Below are 17326 nucleotides of genomic sequence, written 5' to 3'. Positions count from 1 at the left end.
TTATAAAATTAAGATTAAACCCAAAACAATTAAGCGGTAAAGCGCCCAGGTAATGCTCATTAACCAACCTAGCTTTAATAATTTACTTCTACGGATATGTTCTAAAAACATCAATCCCGCAACCATTAAAAAGTATAAAAGAAAAAATAAGGGCAGAAAGCTGATGTATTTTGCCAGAATTATAATGGGCAAAAGTAAAAGTGAGCCTGAGAAAGAAATGGTCATCATATTCCCTAAATAATCCCAAAGCTTTTCTTTTCTATAAAAGCCAATGATTGCACCCTGGAAAAATAGCTGGCCACCACAGATTAAGTATTCGCGGTATTTACTGCCGAGGGGCACAAAACCGGTAAGCAGATGCGCATAATCTGTTAATATATAAGCAGTAACAAACCAGGTTAAAAGCAGAAAGATGATGCGGTAATGGAGTTTGAAAGTTGGCTGTAAGCTATTTTCTTTTACTGCAACTGGTATAATTACTTTACGGTTGTAAGAAATAAATGCATAAAATTTACGCATCAGATAAACAAATGGACTAAACAAAAATAAAGGCTTAAAAAAGGGCATAGCGTATGCAATAATTTTGAATAAACTCTGGATGCCGTATGTAACTTCGCCAGTTTCTGTATTAACCAGTGCAATTTCATTGGCAGCCCTTTGCCGGTCTACCAGTGGGCAAATATTTTGGGGTATTTCTTGGTAAGCTTCACGACCATCTTGAGCCAGCATACCTGTTTTTACAAAAGCCTTAGTATAGGCATAACATAAAGGGCATTCATTGTCAAATAAAATTACGTGGTTTTTAAGCGGTTTCATTTTTATTTAAATTTTAATACTTTCAGTAAAATATGAAAGTTTTGATTAAAAAATAAAGCCGAACAATAGGTAAGGCTTTTTTAAGGTCTAGGGTTTAAGGTGTAAGGCTTAGGGTAAGTCTATCTTGATACTTGCTACTTCTCTCTTACCATCACCTTCACGCTACCGTTGTAAGATTGCTTCGAGCCTCGCAATGACGGAATTTCTATCTGTCTTGATACTTGCTACTTCTATCTTGCTACTCTTGTCTCCCCTCTCCAATCTATTTAAACACTTTCAGCACCGAACCCCAGAACCAGCTTTCTTCTGCTTTAAGCATCGTTTCTAAAGTTTTATCTACGTTTCCGGCCAGTTTGTTAATGTCTTTTACCGATTTTTTGAAGGTAATAAACTCCGGGTCTTTCTCATCGCCATTAACCGTAGAGAGTTCGTTCAAAATTTTTAAAACAGGCTCCAGTTCTCTTTTCTTGCGCTCTTTAGCTACCTGGCGGGCAATATTCCAAACATCCTTATCCGCAAAAAAGTATTCTTTCCGCTCACCTGCCTTATGTTGCTTTTCAATCAATCCCCAACCAATCAGGTCGCGGAGGGTCATGTTCGCATTACCCCTTGAAATACTGAGTTGCTCCATAATTTCTTCGGTGGTTAACGCTTCAGGCGAAATTAATAACAGCGCATGTACCTGGGCCATGGTACGGTTAATTCCCCATTCGGAGCCTAATTTGCCCCAGGCTTCTATAAATTTTAATTTTGCTGCTGCTAATTCCATGTACAAATATAAAGTTATTTTTAAACTTTCAAAAATTATTGAAAGTTTATTTGTTTGGAGAATATTTGCTATCGCGTTGAATCTCATCCAGCACCATCTGCCAGGTAGCCTCATTGTTATTTATTTTTTTTAACAGATCAGCCTGTGTCCTATCGAAATAGACAGATAGTTTTAATACGGGTAAAGCCAAATCTGGTTTAAACATAGTCCCGGGAGCAAATCCAGGCTCATTGTTCCTGGCCCGGTCGCGGTCGAATTTAACGGTTGTATTTACGTATTCTTCGTGTTGTTTTTCACCATTGAGGTATGGGATCAGCCATTCTACAGATTTTTTGATCGAAGATCCTTTAGGCGACTCATAAGTATAAAAGTTGGCGCCCTTTGCCCTGTCGATCATAATGGCCAGCTTTAGCATAGGTTCGAGGTCGTAAATGTGGTAATGCATGGCATCACGCTCTTTAAAATCCAAACTTGTTCCGTCGGGATATAGATTGATATTGATGTGGCTTTTTAAATTGTCGATGGCCCATCTGATCAAATCCTGGTTGTTTAAAGTGTAACCGATTTCGCCAACTTCTTTTAGGCGGTGCGCGTTCCAGTTATTAATGGCAGTAGCTCTGCCCGCTTTCATCCGTTTGCTGTTAATTTCTGCCCAGGCCGTTTCGGTAAGCCATTGTTCAATCTGTTTTTTATCAGTTGCAGGGATATCTTTTTTAATCAGATCGTAAGCTTCAATGGCTTTATCCAGATTGGTATCGTCAATAGGATCGCCATTTGGTTTATTGATTTTGGCCCATGCTCCAAGAAATTCTACACATTTGTTTAAATATTTTTGATCACTGGTAATCCGGTATTGTAAGGCCAGTGCAAACATTTTGTTCATGTCTGCCAGGGCTAACCTGGTTTTTTCTTTTTTTGGATTTCCCTTTAATAATCCTTCAGTTCGGATGGTATCAATTGGGTTGGGTTGCGCAGTTAAATAATTTAATGCCGATTTTTCAAAGCCCAGGTATAGTTTCTGGGTTTCCCCGTCGTTTTTGATCTGCGTTTTCAGCTTTTTGATTTCATCATTATTTAAACTGACCAGCTGCGAAAACGAAGAAAAAGATAATAAAGCAAGAGCAGCTGTAACGACAAACTTTCTCATAATAAATAGGTTGAATTTTTATTCTTTATCACAAATCTAATTTTTTATTCAGCATGCATTTAATTTATTGCTTTTTTATACCGCCCAATTTTTTATTTTTGACGTTCGTTTAAACTTAAACAAACCTTAATGAATAACTGGTTTAATAAAAATGGCATTCACTTAGCCATTATTGCATTTTTTGTAGTCATCACTTTTGCCTACTTCAGTCCTGTTTTGCAGGGTAAAGCACCACAACAGGGCGATGTTTTGCAGGCTAAGGCCATGCAAAAAGAAATTATGGATATTAAGGCGAAAGATGGTAAAGGCCCACTTTGGACCAATCAGATGTTCGGTGGTATGCCAGCTTATCAAATTTGGGTACAGTATCCTCTTAATATTACAACATACGGCATCGATGTAATTAAAGGTATTTTCCCAGATCCTGTTGGAACAGTTTTGTTATACCTTTTAGGCGCATACTTACTATTTTGTGTGTTAAAAATAAACCCTTGGCTTGCTGCGGCGGGGGCAATCGCTTTTGCGTTTACATCTTATAATTTTATCATTATTGCAGCTGGGCACAGCAATAAGGCATTAGCCATTGGCTTTTTTGCACCTATTTTAGCCGCCATTATTCTCACATTAAGAGGCCGGTATTTGGTTGGTGGGAGTTTACTGGCGCTTTTTATGGCTTTAGAGATCCGATCTAACCACATCCAAATGACCTACTATTTATTTATAGCGTTGTTTATTCTAGGCTGTATAGAACTTTATCATGCCTTTAAAGCAAAACAGCTTCCGGCATTTGGTAAATCTGTTGCTTATATTGTCGCAGGTATTTTCTTATCAGTTCTGGTAAATGCAGGTACCCTGTGGACAACCTACGAGTATGGTAAAGAGACTATTCGTGGAAAATCTAATTTAACTACTGATAAAGCCGAACCTGCAAATGGTTTGGATAAAGAATATGCTTATCAATGGAGTCAGGGTGTTGGAGAGAGTTTCACTTTCCTGATTCCAAATTTATATGGTGGTGCCAGTGGCGGCCAGCTAGATCCAAACGGAAAGTTTATTAAGATTTTGCAGGATGGGACCGTATCAAATGTACTGGCGCCAATTTATGGGCAGGAAACGGAGAAAGCCTTAAATGCAATTGCACAAAATGCAGGCTCTAATTATTGGGGAGATAAACCTGGTACTGCTGGTCCATACTATTTTGGCGCTATCATCTGTTTTTTATTCGTTTTTGGTTTATTTATTGTTAAACACCGTTGGAAGTGGTGGATATTGGGAAGTAGTATTTTGCTATTGTTTCTTTCATTTGGGCAGAATTTCCCGTTAATCTCTGATATTTTCTTTGATTATCTGCCAATGTACAATAAGTTTAGAGCGGTAGAATCTATTCTTGCAGTAGTTGGTTTATTAGTTCCGTTATTGGCAATTTTAGCTGTTAAAGAGGCACAAGATGGCAAATATGATCAAAAGTACCTGGTTCAGCGACTTACCTGGTCGGCTGGAATTACCGGAGGTTTTGCTCTTTTAATTGCCATTGCCCCAACAGCATTTTTTAGCTTTACAAATGCTGCGCAAACGCAGTTAACAGGGTGGTTAAATCAGATCACACAAAATAATACCGCGTTGACAGCTCAGATCCTGGAAGCAGTTAAAGCTGACAGAGTTAGTTTAGCACGTACTGATGCGCTACGTTCGTTATTATTTATAGCCATTGGTTTTGGTATTACCTGGGCTTTTATCACCAAAAAAATGAACATGCAATTGGCTTTCGGTTTGTTGGCTTTATTTGTACTGATCGATTTATGGCAGGTTGACCGCCGTTATTTGAACAACCAAAATTTTGTAAGCAAATCTGATTTAGATAACCACTACCAGCCAAGGGATGTAGATAATTTTATCTCAGCAGATAAAGATCCAAACTTCAGGGTTTTCGACCTATCGTTAGGCGATCCGTTTAAAAGTGCTGAAACTTCTTATTTCCACAAAACAGTTGGTGGTTTCCACTCGGCGAGGTTAAAACGTTTTCAGGAGTTGGTTGATAACCAATTAACAAAAAGCATTAACCAGGACGTTCTGGATATGTTAAATACCAAGTACATTATTACACAGGATCCGCAGAACGGATCGTATAAAATGCAACGTAACGCTACGGCTGCAGGTAATGCATGGTTTGTACAAAGTGTTCAGTTTGCTAAAAATGCTGACGAAGAAATGAAAGCAATCAGCAGTTTTGATGCGAAGAAAGAGGCTATTGTTGACGAAAGCTTTAAAAATTCGATTGATACTAAACGTTTAGGAACTGGCCAGGAGGGTTTTATTAAATTAACGAACTATAACCCTGATCATTTAACTTACGAATATTCAACCGCTAAAGACGTGATTGCAGTATTTTCAGAGATCTATTATGATAAAGGCTGGAAAATGTATATCGACGAAGTTGAGAAGCCATACTTTAGGGCTGATTATGTTTTACGTGCAGCGCAGTTAGAGGCAGGTAACCATAAGCTTGAGTTTATTTTCCATCCAACATCGTATTACACGGGAGAGAAAATCTCTTTAGCAGGATCGATCTTGTTATTGGCCGGATTGGGCTTTGGATTTTATTCAGAAGAAAAGAAGAAAAAGAAAGCGGTTAAAGCTTAATATTTCTTTAAATAGATTTACGCCCCGCAGGATTCAATCTTGCGGGGCTTTTTGTTGCCAGAATTTTTTTGCAGCGGTTTCTTGCTACGGAAACACAGAAACACGGAATATCTCCTGGGATTCGTCCCCCTGGAGGCTGTATCGTAAATTGTAATTCAATCAAATTGTCATGTTGAGCCTGTCGAAACGCCTTGAAAGGCGTTTAAAACAGGTTCTTCGACAAGCTACCATTGACGTCATTTTGTAAAATATTATAATCAGCACTTTAATCGCTTTAGTATTTCCATCCAGCTAGGCCATAGCACGGTATTCCCGTTCTACTTAAATCCGGCCTAACAAATTTTTCGGGCTGCACTGTTCTGTCCGTACAACTGGCTTTGAAAGAAAAATTTTCAGCCGGCATTTTTTGTTACTTTTTGATGCCAAAAAGAAAGAGCCCTTCGGCGGCGGCGAGCCGAGGCAAGACCACGCCTTAGGGCAAAAGAAATCAATTAAACGTCACTCATGTTGATTTTTATAAAATAAATTACCCCTCAGGATGACATATTTATGAGACAGCCTCATTTCAGGATCTATGAAAAGGAACTAAATGCTCAATCTTTACCCGTTTACTAATTAGTCCAGTTAGATTTAATTCTAAGCTCAATTTTATACAATTAACATTCAGCGGGTCATTTTAACAATCTTTATCAAATAGAATAATAATTTAACAATGTCGTAACATTTGTTTGATATACAGAGTCTTACCTTTATAATATAAATCAGATGATATGTTGGAGTCATTCTTTGCCGTATGCTTATTAATTGTTGTACTTTATTTCTTTAGCCCTTTTGAGGTAAAACTCGATGAGGAAGAAGAGTGGTAACACAACTAATTTATCTCTGAACTGCTTTAACCGGGCGGTAACAATACCCTTCCCCCTAAAATTTCCCTTTTATGGATAAAAGAAATGTCGATGTAGTCGTAATCTCCGATGTACATTTAGGTACTTATGGCTGTCATGCAAAAGAACTTTTAAAGTATCTGAAAAGTATTAAACCCAAAACATTGATCCTAAACGGTGATATCATCGATATCTGGCAGTTTAGCAAAAGTTACTGGCCTGAGTCGCACATGAAAGTGATCCGTAAGCTGATGAAATTTGTTTCTGAGGGTGTTCAGGTGCATTACCTGACCGGTAACCATGACGAGATGCTCCGCAAATTCGACGGCATGGAGATGGGTACTTTTCACCTTCAAAATAAGCTGATTTTAGAACTGGATGGTAAAAAAGCATGGTTTTTCCATGGTGATGTTTTTGATGTCACCATGCAGCATTCTAAATGGCTGGCTAAATTGGGAGCGGTTGGTTACGATACGCTGATCCTCATTAATAGCTTCGTAAACTGGGTACTTACCGCATTTAGAAGGGAGAAGATGAGCTTTTCGAAAAAAATCAAAGCTAAGTTTAAAGATGCCGTTAAGTTTATTAATAGCTTTGAACAAACTGCAGCAGAACTGGCCATCGAAAAAGGTTATCAGTATGTAGTTTGTGGCCACATTCATCAGGCCGAGCAACGCGAAATTGCCACTGAAGATGGAAAAGTAACTTACCTGAACAGCGGTGATTGGGTAGAAAGTTTAACGGCTTTAGAATATCAGGATAAAAACTGGACGGTATTTAAGTATGAGCATCAACACTTTACAAAAGATCAGTTGGATGAGGGAATTCTTTCGGATGCCGAGGATTTAAAAAGTAAACTTGATATAAATATTCTTTTACAGAATATAAAATATGAAATTGCCCAATAATTTTAGATATTCGGGCACAAATGAAGATACTTTACGCAATACAGGGAACAGGTAACGGTCATATCAGCAGGGCCAGGGAAATTATTCCTTTGCTTCAAAAATATGGCGAATTGGATATTTTAGTGAGCGGTACCCAGGCCGATGTGAAACTCAGTCAGCCCGTAAAATACCAATTACATGGTTTCAGTTTTATCTTTGGAAAAAAAGGTGGTGTAGACCATTTTAAAACCTGGATGAGCATGAATCTTTTCCGTTTCAGGAAAGATATGAAGCAGCTGCCACTTAAAGATTACAATTTAATTGTTAATGATTTTGAGCCGGTGAGTGCCTGGGCCTGTAAGTTGCAAGGAATTGAATGTGTTTCATTGAGCCATCAGGCAGCATTTAAATCTAAAAAAGTACCGCGCCCGAGAACTTTGGATTGGGGCAAGCTTATTTTGAGCCGCTATGCACCTACCAAGTACCACATTGGTTTTCATTTCGATCGCTACGATAGTTTTATTCACACTCCGGTAATCAGGGCAGAGATCCGAAATCTGAAAAGTGAAAATTTAGGGCATTATACCGTTTATCTTCCTGCCATTGACGATAAACGCCTGGTAAAGCTTTTTACACAACTGCCTGAAGTTACCTGGCAGGTTTTCTCTAAACACAGCAAAGTTGCCTACCAGGAAGGGAATGTTTTTGTAGAGCCTGTTAATAACGAAAAATTTAATAAAAGTTTGGCCACCTGCGAAGGGCTATTTACGGGCGGCGGTTTTGAAGGCCCGGCGGAAGCACTTTATTTGAAGAAAAAATTATTGGTAGCTCCTATGCGTTTCCAGTTTGAGCAGCAATGCAACGCCTATGCTTTAAAACAGTTTGGTTTGCCTGTAATTTGGGGCAGTACACATAACTGGTTGCCTATTATTAAAAACTGGGTTGAAAATCCTCAACAGCATGAATTTAATTTTCCGGATGAAACTGCGCAGATTATAGATGATATGGTGAAGAAATACGCGAGGGTTTAATTTTTTAGTCTTGAGTCTTTAGTCAGTTTACCCTCTATTGTCATCCTGGGCGTATTCGAAGGATTCCAATGAATCTAGTCACTAGAGTTACCTGTTTGATTTTGAAAATGAATGACGGTAACTTTTGGCTTGTACAGCCCCGTTATTCGCTATAGCCCGATGAAGGATCGGGGCTGCCGCTACTCCCGGGTTTATTTAATGTAAAGCAGCGCTTTTAGGGATGGTTAGCTATACATCGCCCATATACCTTCCCTCGTTACCTATCGCTTTGGTCTTAGGCTTATTTTAATCCGTGGCAGAATCCTGTGTAACCTAAACCTGACAGGAGCGGGCACCGAACGCTTGAGGTAAAGCAGATGGCAGGGCTACCGGAAGCGAAACGAACAGGAACCTGCTTTTCAAAAAAAATAAGACATTCGCTGTTCAGTATATACTTCTTCACTTGTCGCATGGTCTTCAACTCCGCTCAGACTGACAATTCTATAATTATCTGACTATAAACCTGAGTTCGATTAATCAAAACGCGAAAATCTGTGATGATTGTTTGGTTTGATAATTAATAGCGGGTTTTTTAGGAAAGAATGAGTATGCGATTAGGCCAGCGATAATATTTGAGATAAAATTAGCGAATGACCTATGTCTTGAATGTTCTATCTGGCATATGTTTTTAAGCTCATCATTAACGGTTTCTATCACAGACCTTTTACGGAGCATAATTTTGTCGTTCATGGTCATCAGGCTATTTTTCATATTGTTCCTGATACTGGTAACCAGATGTATATCACTGACAAACAGTATTTTGACTAGATGTTCGGATATATACCCTTTGTCGGCGAAAAGCTTTCCGAATACAGCTTTTAAAAAGCTTTCGTTCTTCAGTGGTTCTCTATCGTCCACATTGGCCTGGGTGATGGCAAAATTTAATATCTCTCCCTTGTCATTGATTACGATGTGTAGTTTAAACCCATAGAACCAGCCCATTGTGGATTTCCCGACCTCCGCTATCCCCTTAAATACCTTGTTTCTTTTTATACGCTTATTGTTGCAGACCCGAATGGGGGTGGAATCCACAAATGAAATACCCGTACAACGGCCTAAACAGCAGGTTTTAAGGAAGATCGTCATTGGCATGAGCACGCTCTGGCTGAGTTCAACAAAGCGGTTATAGGACACAGTATTTGGGAATTCGCTTTGCATATGCTTTTGGAGATAAAACAAATAGAAGTGTTTAAAGCACCTGAACCCGCTTAGATGGAAGAGCAGACAGATAGAGATTACTTCACTTTTAGACATGGTCGCAGGACGCTTGGAGGGCTTGCCCAAAAGAAAAGGACTGGTGGTTTGATCAAAATCTTTGCAGAACTCATCTACAAGACAAAAAATATCACTAATTTTAGAGTAGTCAATCATCTGTTTTTTGTGTTTAAATATTTGAATTTCAGACACTTAAATATAAACATAATTGCTTTGATTGACTAATTTTTTTCTAAAAATTATTAATCGAACTCAGGTTATAAATTCTCCCTTTAGTTCTTTCCGCTTTAAGCTTTGGTCTTTTAGCTTTAAGCTTTAGCCTTTCCGCTCTTCATCTTTCTTCCTTACTCTTAAATTATTTTCTTTACTTTGCCTACTCTTTAAAAAGGCATGATTAATCAGTTTAGAAAGCTAAATCCAATTAACCTCGTATTCTTGCTGGCATATACGTTCTTTCTGCGTATTGCCATTTTTCAGGAAACGCACGATAAGCTGAACTTTGATTTTTTGGAACCTTTTGCCCGATTGCTGATCAATGTAGATTTAGATAATGCCTTTACCCCCTATACCAATATTTTTATTGCGGCACTTCTGGTTTATGTGCAAGCATTAATTTTCAACCGGATTGTAAATAACCATAATTTATTAGCCAAACCCAGTTTCCTGCCAGGACTGATGTTTATCACCGGAACGAGCTTGTTCATGCCTTTTATGATCCTTAGTCCGGCGTTGTTATGCAACTTCCTGTTGATCTGGATTATAGATAAGTTTTTAAAACTGGGTAAGAGTGCGAATTCCATTACCACTGTTTTCGATATTGGGATGATTATAGGGGTTGGAACACTGATCTACTTTCCGTTTATGGCCATGTTGCTGATGATCTTTTTAGCGTTGTTGCTTTTCAGGTCATTTAATTGGCGCGAATGGGTAGCGGGCTTAATTGGTTTTATCACCGTATTCTTTTTTTTGGCTGTATTTTATTACTGGAAAGATAATTTAAGCTCGTTTTATCAAATCTGGAAACCATTGGGTAATAAGTTTCCATCGGTATTTAAAATTAACTATAACGATTATTTGGTACTCATCCCGGTTACGGTAATTATCATATTGGCATCACTACAACTGCGTGAAAATTTCTTCAGGAGTTTTATCAGTACAAGAAAAAGTTTTCAGCTGTTATTTTTCATGTTTATTGTTTCTGCAGCTAGTTTTTACCTGAAACCCGATTTCAGGACTTGGCATTTTTTGCTTTGTGTACCACCAGGATCGGTACTGTTGGCGTACTATTTTAGCAATGCCAAAAAACGTTGGTTTTACGAAACATTGTTCGTTTTATTTGTGCTTTCAATACAGTATTTTCTGTTTGTTTAACCTTTTTTAACAAAAAACTAGAACGAAACTTAACAAAGATTAATAGCTTTGTGCATGATTTTAGAATTAAAGCTTTTTAGTTTTAATCAAGATGGATAAAAAATGGAGTCATTGGAATTTCTAAGAAAACATTATTTGCTGTGGGAGATTTTAAATGCGTAGGCTAAGCATTGATATTGGAAATTCTGCTGTTAAGGTTGGTGTTTTTGCAAATAAAGAAATTGTTCACCATCAGCGTTTCAATAAAATTGGGATACTTGATTTGGCTCAATTGATTGAGAAGTTTTCGCCGGCGAAGTCGGTCATCAGTAGTGTTAACCAGGAAATCGGACCATTAGAAGTATTTTTAAAAAAGCATACTGAGTATATCCGTTTTTCAACTTTATTGACGACTGGAGTACAAAACAGATATAAAACGCCAGCTACTTTAGGTCTGGACAGATGGGCGGCTATTTTAGCTGTAAATGGCTTATATCCGGCAAATGCAAGTTTAGTGGTTGATGCGGGTACCTGTATTACTTATGATGTTTTAACCAGCGCTAAGGAGTATTTTGGCGGTAGCATAAGTCCGGGTATTAAAATGCGGTTTAAGGCTGTACACGAATTTACCGGCCGTTTGCCTTTGGTGGAGTGGGATGCAAATGAAGGTATTGTGGAAGGTATTGATACACAATCGGCAATTAAGAACGGCGTTTTACAGGGAATAATAAACGAAATTGAAGGCTTTATCGCCCTAAATAATAAAAAAGAAAGTGCTCTGAAGGTAATTATAACAGGGGGAGATGCTAATTTTTTGTATAAACAATTACAAAACAGCATCTTTGCGCCTCAAATTATAAAAGATCCTTACTTAGTATTAAAAGGATTAAATGAAGCTATTGCAGATTAAAATGTACAAAAGAATAAATTATATTGCAGCCATACTCGTTCTAGTTTGTGGTTTAAGTGCTCAGGCGCAGGTTACCACTTCATCACCATATTCAAGATATGGGCTTGGAAATATAAAAGGATCTTTATTGCCCCAGTTTAGGGCAATGGGCGGAATTTCTACTGCTGTAAGTAAAGTTACTGGTTTTAATAACATCAATATGCAGAATCCGGCATCTTATGCTGGTATCTCATTAACCACGATCGATATTGGTATGAGTGCAAGTGTAACCAACTTAACACGCAATAACTTAAGCGAATCTAGTTTCAATTCTACATTTAGTCACCTGGCATTTGCGGCCCCGGTTACCAGAAGATCGGCATTGAGTTTTGGTATTTTACCCTATTCAGATCTGGGTTATAATTACAGGAACACCGTGAAAGTTGATACCACAACCCTAAATCAACTTTATGAAGGAGAAGGTGGTTTATCAAAAGCTTATTTGGGCTATGGTTACCGTTTTGGCGACCATTTAAGGATTGGTGGTAACCTGGAATATATTTTCGGAAATCTTCAAACCAGCCGTGCCACTGAATTTAATAGTGCAAATTCTTATAATGCAAAACTTCAGACCAAAAATAGTGTTGGGGGGTTAAGCTATTCTTATGGTATTCAGTACGATTTTACATTGGGTAAGAAAACGATTGTTACCTTAGGTTACTCTGGAAGCACTTCTGGGAAAGTAAATTCAACATTAACTTCTTACGCTACGCTGTATACAAGAGATCAGGATGGGAATGAAAGCACTGCAGCAGATACATTAAATACGGTGAATAATGGTAAATCTAACCTTACTTTACCCTTAACACACAATTTTGGGATCGCTATACAACAGAATGACAAGTGGTTAATCGGTGCCGATTTTAGAATGAGTAAATGGTCTGCAACAAGTATCAATAATGTTAACCAGGGTTTGCAAGATAGCTGGGGTGCTTCGTTGGGAGGACAATGGACACCAGATGCATTTTCTTACAACAGTTACCTGAAACGTATAGATTACCGCATTGGTGTTAATTATGATAAAACTTATATCAAGATCGGTAACCAGGATATCAAACAAATGGGAGCATCATTAGGTTTTGGTTTCCCGCTACCTACTGCTAATGGCGGTACTGCATTTTATAAAATCAATTTTACAACAGAACTCGGACAAAGAGGAACATTAAACAATAACCTGGTTAAAGAGCAATATATTAATTTCCATTTAGGTTTTACTTTGAACGATACCTGGTTCCGTAAGTACCGTGTTGATTAATGAAACTGAAAGCATTTTTATATGGTCTGTTTCTGGTGTTGCCTTTTTTTCTGGCTTCCTGTGGAGACGATGATCTAAAAAAAGCAAACTCAGTTTCGATAAATAAGACCATCCTATCCCGCGACCGCACTATAGGTGTGGATATTATCTACAGCGATTCTGCAAGGATCAAAGCAAAAGGTGCTGCCCCGATACTTGATAAGGTTACGCCAGCTAATGGAAGCCCTTATCAGGAGATGATTAAAGGTGTAAACATTGATTTCTATAATCCTAACGGGACCATTGATGGAAATCTGGTATGCGATTATGCCATCAGGAGAGATAACGAGCTCAAAACCGAATTCAGGAAGAACGTAGTGGTGAAAAGTAGTAAAGGTGATACCTTCTCCTCTCAGGAACTGATCTGGGATGAATCGAAGAAAATTTTCTATTCCAATCAGCGTGTGTATGTTAAGGGAGTAGACGGAAGCGTAGGAGAAGGGATAAATTTCAAGGCACCACAGGATTTTAGTACCTATGAAATGGATAGTGGAAACGGTGAATTGAATATGAAAGAAGGCGTAGCGCCTTAATTGATGTAAAATGTGGGATAAGATGGATGAGGGATTAAGCATCTGTTGAATTCGCATTAGCTTTGAAGTCAATTTTAGTGGCAAATCTTCCATCCTCCATTAGCCATTTTACCTCTTCCATCCCCTTAATAATTAAGCGCTTGATAAATAAAATTTTGTGTTTTCTTTTTTAAGGCAAATTTGTATCTTGCGCCCTCTTAAAAAAGAACTAAATAAATTTATAATTACAATATGGGATTAATGACATTTTTGCGCAACCGTGCAGGCTATATTCTGGTCTTTGCAATCGGTTTTGCAATTGTTGCGTTTTTAGTAGGTGATGCAATTAACGTGGGTAAACCTTTTTGGTCGGCAAATCAAAAGGTTGTAGGGTCTATAGATGGTAACGACATCAATATTGATGAGTTCGGACCAAAGGTTGATCAGGGTGTAAACCAGATGAAACAACAATACGGTGGAAGTGCTAATGCACAGATGACCGCTATGGCTGTTGATCAGGCATGGAATGCAGAGCTGGCAAAAGTTTTGTTAACTAAAGAATATGATCGTTTAGGTTTAACGGTATCAGAAGATGAGTTGTTGGATTTATTACAAGGCCAGAATCCTAGCCCGTTAATTAAACAGTATTTTTCTAATCCTCAAACCGGACAGTTGGACCGTGCTACCCTGATGAATTTTTTGAAATCGAAAGAACCTCAGGCTTTGCAACAATCTACCATGTTACAGGAAGAGATTAAAAACCAGGCATTACAAACTAAATATTCTAACTTAATCCGTAACTCGGTTTATGTAACTTCATTAGAAGCTACAGATGAGTATAACAACCGTAACAAACTGGCTAACTTTAAATATGTAAGCCTGGATTATGCTTCAGTTCCTGATAAGTCAGTTAAATTAACTGATGCTGATTATTCGGAATATTATGATCAGAACAAAGCGCGTTTCAACAATCCGCAGGAAACACGTGCTTTTGAGTATGTTACTTTCAGTATCAGCCCAAATAAAGCCGATTCATTGGCAATCAAAGCTCAGGTAGATAAAATTGCCGCTGATTTCCAGGTAGCTAAAAACGATTCACTTTTCGCAGCGATTAATTCAGAAGTAAAAGTTCCGTTTACTTATATCACAAAAGGTAAATTAGATCCGGCTGTTGATTCGGCAGTATTTGCTTTACCTGCAGGCAGTTTCTATGGTCCGAAATTAAGCGGTAACTCATACAAAATTGTGAAAGTGGTTGCTACCCGGATCTCTCCTGATTCGGTAAAAGCAAGCCACATCTTAATCGATCCGGCTAAAGTTGGCGGCGAAGATAAAGCGATCAAACTTGCTGACTCATTAAAAGGATTAATTTTAAAAGGGGGTAATTTTGCCGAACTGGCTAAAAACTACAGTGTAGATGGTTCTAAAGATAAAGGTGGTGAGCTGGGTACTTTTGCACGTGGTGCAATGGTTCCTGAATTTGAAAATGCCGCTTTTGATGGTAAAGCAGGAGATATTAAAGTTGTAAAATCTCAATTCGGTTACCATATTCTTAAAATCGAAAAACAGATCGGTTCTTCTAAGGTAGCTAAATTGGCTTATGTAGAAAAAGCATTGGCAGCAAGTAGCAAAACCCAGGCCGCTGCTTATAAAGCTGCGAGCAGTTTCTTAACAGATGTAAAAGGTAACGATTTCAGTAAATTTGCAGCCCAAAAAGGATTGAAAGTAGCTGTTGCTGATAAGGTAGCCGCAACACAGGGATTTGCTGCAGGTTTAGATAACCCTCGTAAACTAATCCAGGATGCTTACGCAGCAGATAAAGGTGATGTTTTACCTGAAATTTATACCATGAGCAATGCTTACGTGGTAGCACGCTTAACCAACATCAGCCCGAAAGGTATTTTATCATTAGCTGATGTGAAGAAAGAAATCGAACCGATGGTAATCAATGCGGTTAAAGCAAAACAATTGAAAGAAAAATTAGCCAATGCAGGTAAGGGAAGTATCGATCAGATTGCGGCTAAAGTTGCCCGCCCGGTTAATCCAGTACAGAACGTAGTATTTGCTAACCCTGTAATTCCAGGTGTTGCCCAGGAAAATGCATTGGTAGGTAGTGTATTCGGTTCACAGCCAGGCAAATTATCTGCTCCTGTTCAAGGTGAGCGTGGCGTATATGTATTTACTGTTGACGGATTTACAAACCCGGCTCCAATTGCAAATATGTTTAAACAAAAAGAAAGCATGTTGTTAAGTTTAGGTCAGCGTTCATTGGGATCAGCTTTCCAGGCTTTACAGGAAAATGCCAAGATAAAAGACAATCGTGTGAAATTCTATTAATTAGAAAATACGTAATTTTGTAACCGTTCCGATGATCAGTCGGGACGGTTTTTTTTATTTAAGGCCATGGAAATTCAAGAAAACATCATAAATAAAGTTGCCAATAGTGGTTTAATTACTTTAAACCTCGAAGATTTTTATCCTAAAGGCGAAAGGGTAGTTTACGATATCGTAGATAATTTGTTTCACGGCTTAATACTGAGGGAAAAAGATTTCCGGGCATTTATAAAGGAGCACGATTGGACACAGTATCAGGATAAGAATGTGGCCATCACCTGCTCTGCTGATGCTATTGTACCTACCTGGGCATATATGCTGCTGGCCAATAAGCTAAAACCTTATGCTAATGAAGTAGTATTCGGGGACTTAAACACATTGGAAGCTGTTTTATTTACCAAGGCATTAGCTAAAATTAATCCGCAGGTTTATGCAAACGAACGTGTGGTGGTAAAAGGATGCGGCGAAATTGATGTGCCGGTTGCTGCTTATGTAGAAGTTACCAATCTGCTTACCCCGGTAGTTAAAAGCATTATGTTTGGAGAGCCATGCTCTACTGTGCCTGTATATAAAAGAAAAGATTAAATTTTGGATTGCTTTTTGTATATCTTCATACAGGAAAGAACTTATCCTGGTTTTAGGAAATGGTTTTCCCTGCAACACACACAAATGAGTACAAAAGCAATGAAAAAATTATTTTTAACTGTTACGGCCGGCCTATGCAGTCTCTTCACAATGGCTCAGGAACTTCCCCTAAAGAAAGAAGCTGTATTTCAGGAAGGCGAAGTTTTGCAATATAAACTAAGGTATGGGTTCATCACAGCGGCAGAAGCTACTATTAAGGTGGCTAATTCTGATTTAAAGTTTGATAACAAACCTACCTACAAACTTACCGTTGATGCACAAACCTCGGGAACTTTTGATGTTTTTTATAAGATAAGGGATCATTACGATTCGTATATTGATAAAACCAGCCTTTTGCCGTACTTCTACCAGGAGAATATCCGTGAGGCCAGTTACAAGCGGCAGGATAAAGCGCGTTTTACGCAAAGTGCTAAAAGAGTAGTTTCTAACAGGGGAACTTTTACCACACCAACTGATCAGACTTTTGATCTGGTTTCGGCTTATTACTTTGCCCGGAGCCTGGATATGAGCAAAATCAAAGTTGGGGATAAGTTTAAACTGAACTATTTTTTAGGCGATGAAATTTCAGCGCTTGAAGTAGAGTACGTAGGCAAAGAAACGGTTAAGAGTAAATTGGGCAATATCCGCTGTTTGAAATTTAGCCCGTCTATTAAGCCTGGACGTATTTTTAAAAAGGATAGCCGATTATACCTTTGGGTAACCGATGATGGAAATCGGGTGCCTGTAAAGGCGCAGGTGGAAATATTGGTCGGAGCAGTCACAATGGAATTAAAATCGGCCAATGGGCTGAAATATGCTTTAGCAAAAGAATAAT

Annotated in this window: 14 protein-coding genes; 10 read left to right on the top strand and 4 right to left on the bottom strand. The window is 38.4% G+C overall.

Going from position 1 to position 17326, the window contains the following annotated elements; all coding sequences use genetic code 11:
- From ACUN24_RS03105 to ACUN24_RS03095, 3 genes are all read right to left on the bottom strand, one after another.
- Positions 1-816, bottom strand: coding sequence for a DUF393 domain-containing protein (locus ACUN24_RS03105; protein ID WP_445561204.1), 816 nt, complete (start codon positions 814-816; stop codon positions 1-3).
- A gap of 262 nt (positions 817-1078) precedes the next feature.
- Entirely contained in the window at positions 1079-1585 is a 507-nt protein-coding gene (locus ACUN24_RS03100) for a GbsR/MarR family transcriptional regulator (RefSeq protein ID WP_121285963.1), read from the bottom strand.
- Positions 1586-1631: 46 nt separating this feature from the next.
- On the bottom strand, positions 1632-2732 hold the full coding sequence (locus ACUN24_RS03095; RefSeq protein ID WP_445561203.1) for an alginate lyase family protein: 1101 nt from the start codon (positions 2730-2732) through the stop codon (positions 1632-1634).
- 129 nt (positions 2733-2861) lie between these two features.
- Between ACUN24_RS03095 and ACUN24_RS03090 the strand changes: the two genes are divergently transcribed.
- The 3 genes from ACUN24_RS03090 (at position 2862) to ACUN24_RS03080 (ending at position 8174) form a co-directional block, all read left to right on the top strand.
- The gene (locus ACUN24_RS03090; protein ID WP_445561202.1) at positions 2862-5372 is read left to right on the top strand and encodes a YfhO family protein; all 2511 of its coding nucleotides are present in this window, start codon (positions 2862-2864) and stop codon (positions 5370-5372) included.
- 937 nt (positions 5373-6309) lie between these two features.
- Entirely contained in the window at positions 6310-7164 is an 855-nt protein-coding gene (locus tag ACUN24_RS03085) for a UDP-2,3-diacylglucosamine diphosphatase (protein ID WP_138818935.1), read from the top strand.
- 20 nt (positions 7165-7184) lie between these two features.
- The gene (locus ACUN24_RS03080) at positions 7185-8174 is read left to right on the top strand and encodes a glycosyltransferase family protein (protein ID WP_445561201.1); all 990 of its coding nucleotides are present in this window, start codon (positions 7185-7187) and stop codon (positions 8172-8174) included.
- 516 nt (positions 8175-8690) lie between these two features.
- Here ACUN24_RS03080 and ACUN24_RS03075 read toward each other — a convergent pair.
- Positions 8691-9584: an IS982 family transposase gene (locus ACUN24_RS03075; protein ID WP_445561200.1), complete on the bottom strand. Its 894-nt coding sequence runs from the start codon at positions 9582-9584 to the stop codon at positions 8691-8693.
- 234 nt (positions 9585-9818) lie between these two features.
- Here ACUN24_RS03075 and ACUN24_RS03070 point away from each other — a divergent pair, with 234 nt between their 5' ends.
- From ACUN24_RS03070 to ACUN24_RS03040, 7 genes are all read left to right on the top strand, one after another.
- Positions 9819-10799 (top strand): DUF6427 family protein, encoded by a 981-nt coding sequence (locus tag ACUN24_RS03070; protein WP_121285978.1) that lies wholly within the window; start codon positions 9819-9821, stop codon positions 10797-10799.
- 154 nt (positions 10800-10953) lie between these two features.
- The gene (locus tag ACUN24_RS03065; protein ID WP_445561199.1) at positions 10954-11688 is read left to right on the top strand and encodes a type III pantothenate kinase; all 735 of its coding nucleotides are present in this window, start codon (positions 10954-10956) and stop codon (positions 11686-11688) included.
- Entirely contained in the window at positions 11669-12982 is a 1314-nt protein-coding gene (locus ACUN24_RS03060) for an OmpP1/FadL family transporter (protein WP_445561198.1), read from the top strand. The genes ACUN24_RS03065 and ACUN24_RS03060 overlap by 20 nt, the downstream gene beginning before the upstream one ends.
- A complete protein-coding gene (locus ACUN24_RS03055; RefSeq protein WP_445561197.1) occupies positions 12982-13554 on the top strand; it encodes a hypothetical protein in 573 nt (190 codons plus the stop codon). Before ACUN24_RS03060 ends, ACUN24_RS03055 begins: the two co-directional genes overlap by 1 nt.
- A 231-nt stretch (positions 13555-13785) precedes the next feature.
- Positions 13786-15870: a peptidylprolyl isomerase gene (locus tag ACUN24_RS03050; protein WP_445561196.1), complete on the top strand. Its 2085-nt coding sequence runs from the start codon at positions 13786-13788 to the stop codon at positions 15868-15870.
- A 66-nt stretch (positions 15871-15936) separates the two neighbouring features.
- Positions 15937-16452, top strand: a complete 516-nt coding sequence (locus tag ACUN24_RS03045) for a DUF2480 family protein (protein WP_445561195.1) — start codon at positions 15937-15939, stop codon at positions 16450-16452.
- A 99-nt stretch (positions 16453-16551) separates the two neighbouring features.
- Positions 16552-17325, top strand: a complete 774-nt coding sequence (locus ACUN24_RS03040; RefSeq protein WP_445561194.1) for a DUF3108 domain-containing protein — start codon at positions 16552-16554, stop codon at positions 17323-17325.
- Position 17326 lies beyond the last annotated feature (1 nt).

Source organism: Pedobacter sp. WC2501 (genome assembly GCF_052682415.1).
Note: the sequence above shows the minus strand (reverse complement) of the source record. Positions and strands in the feature narration are given on the sequence as shown.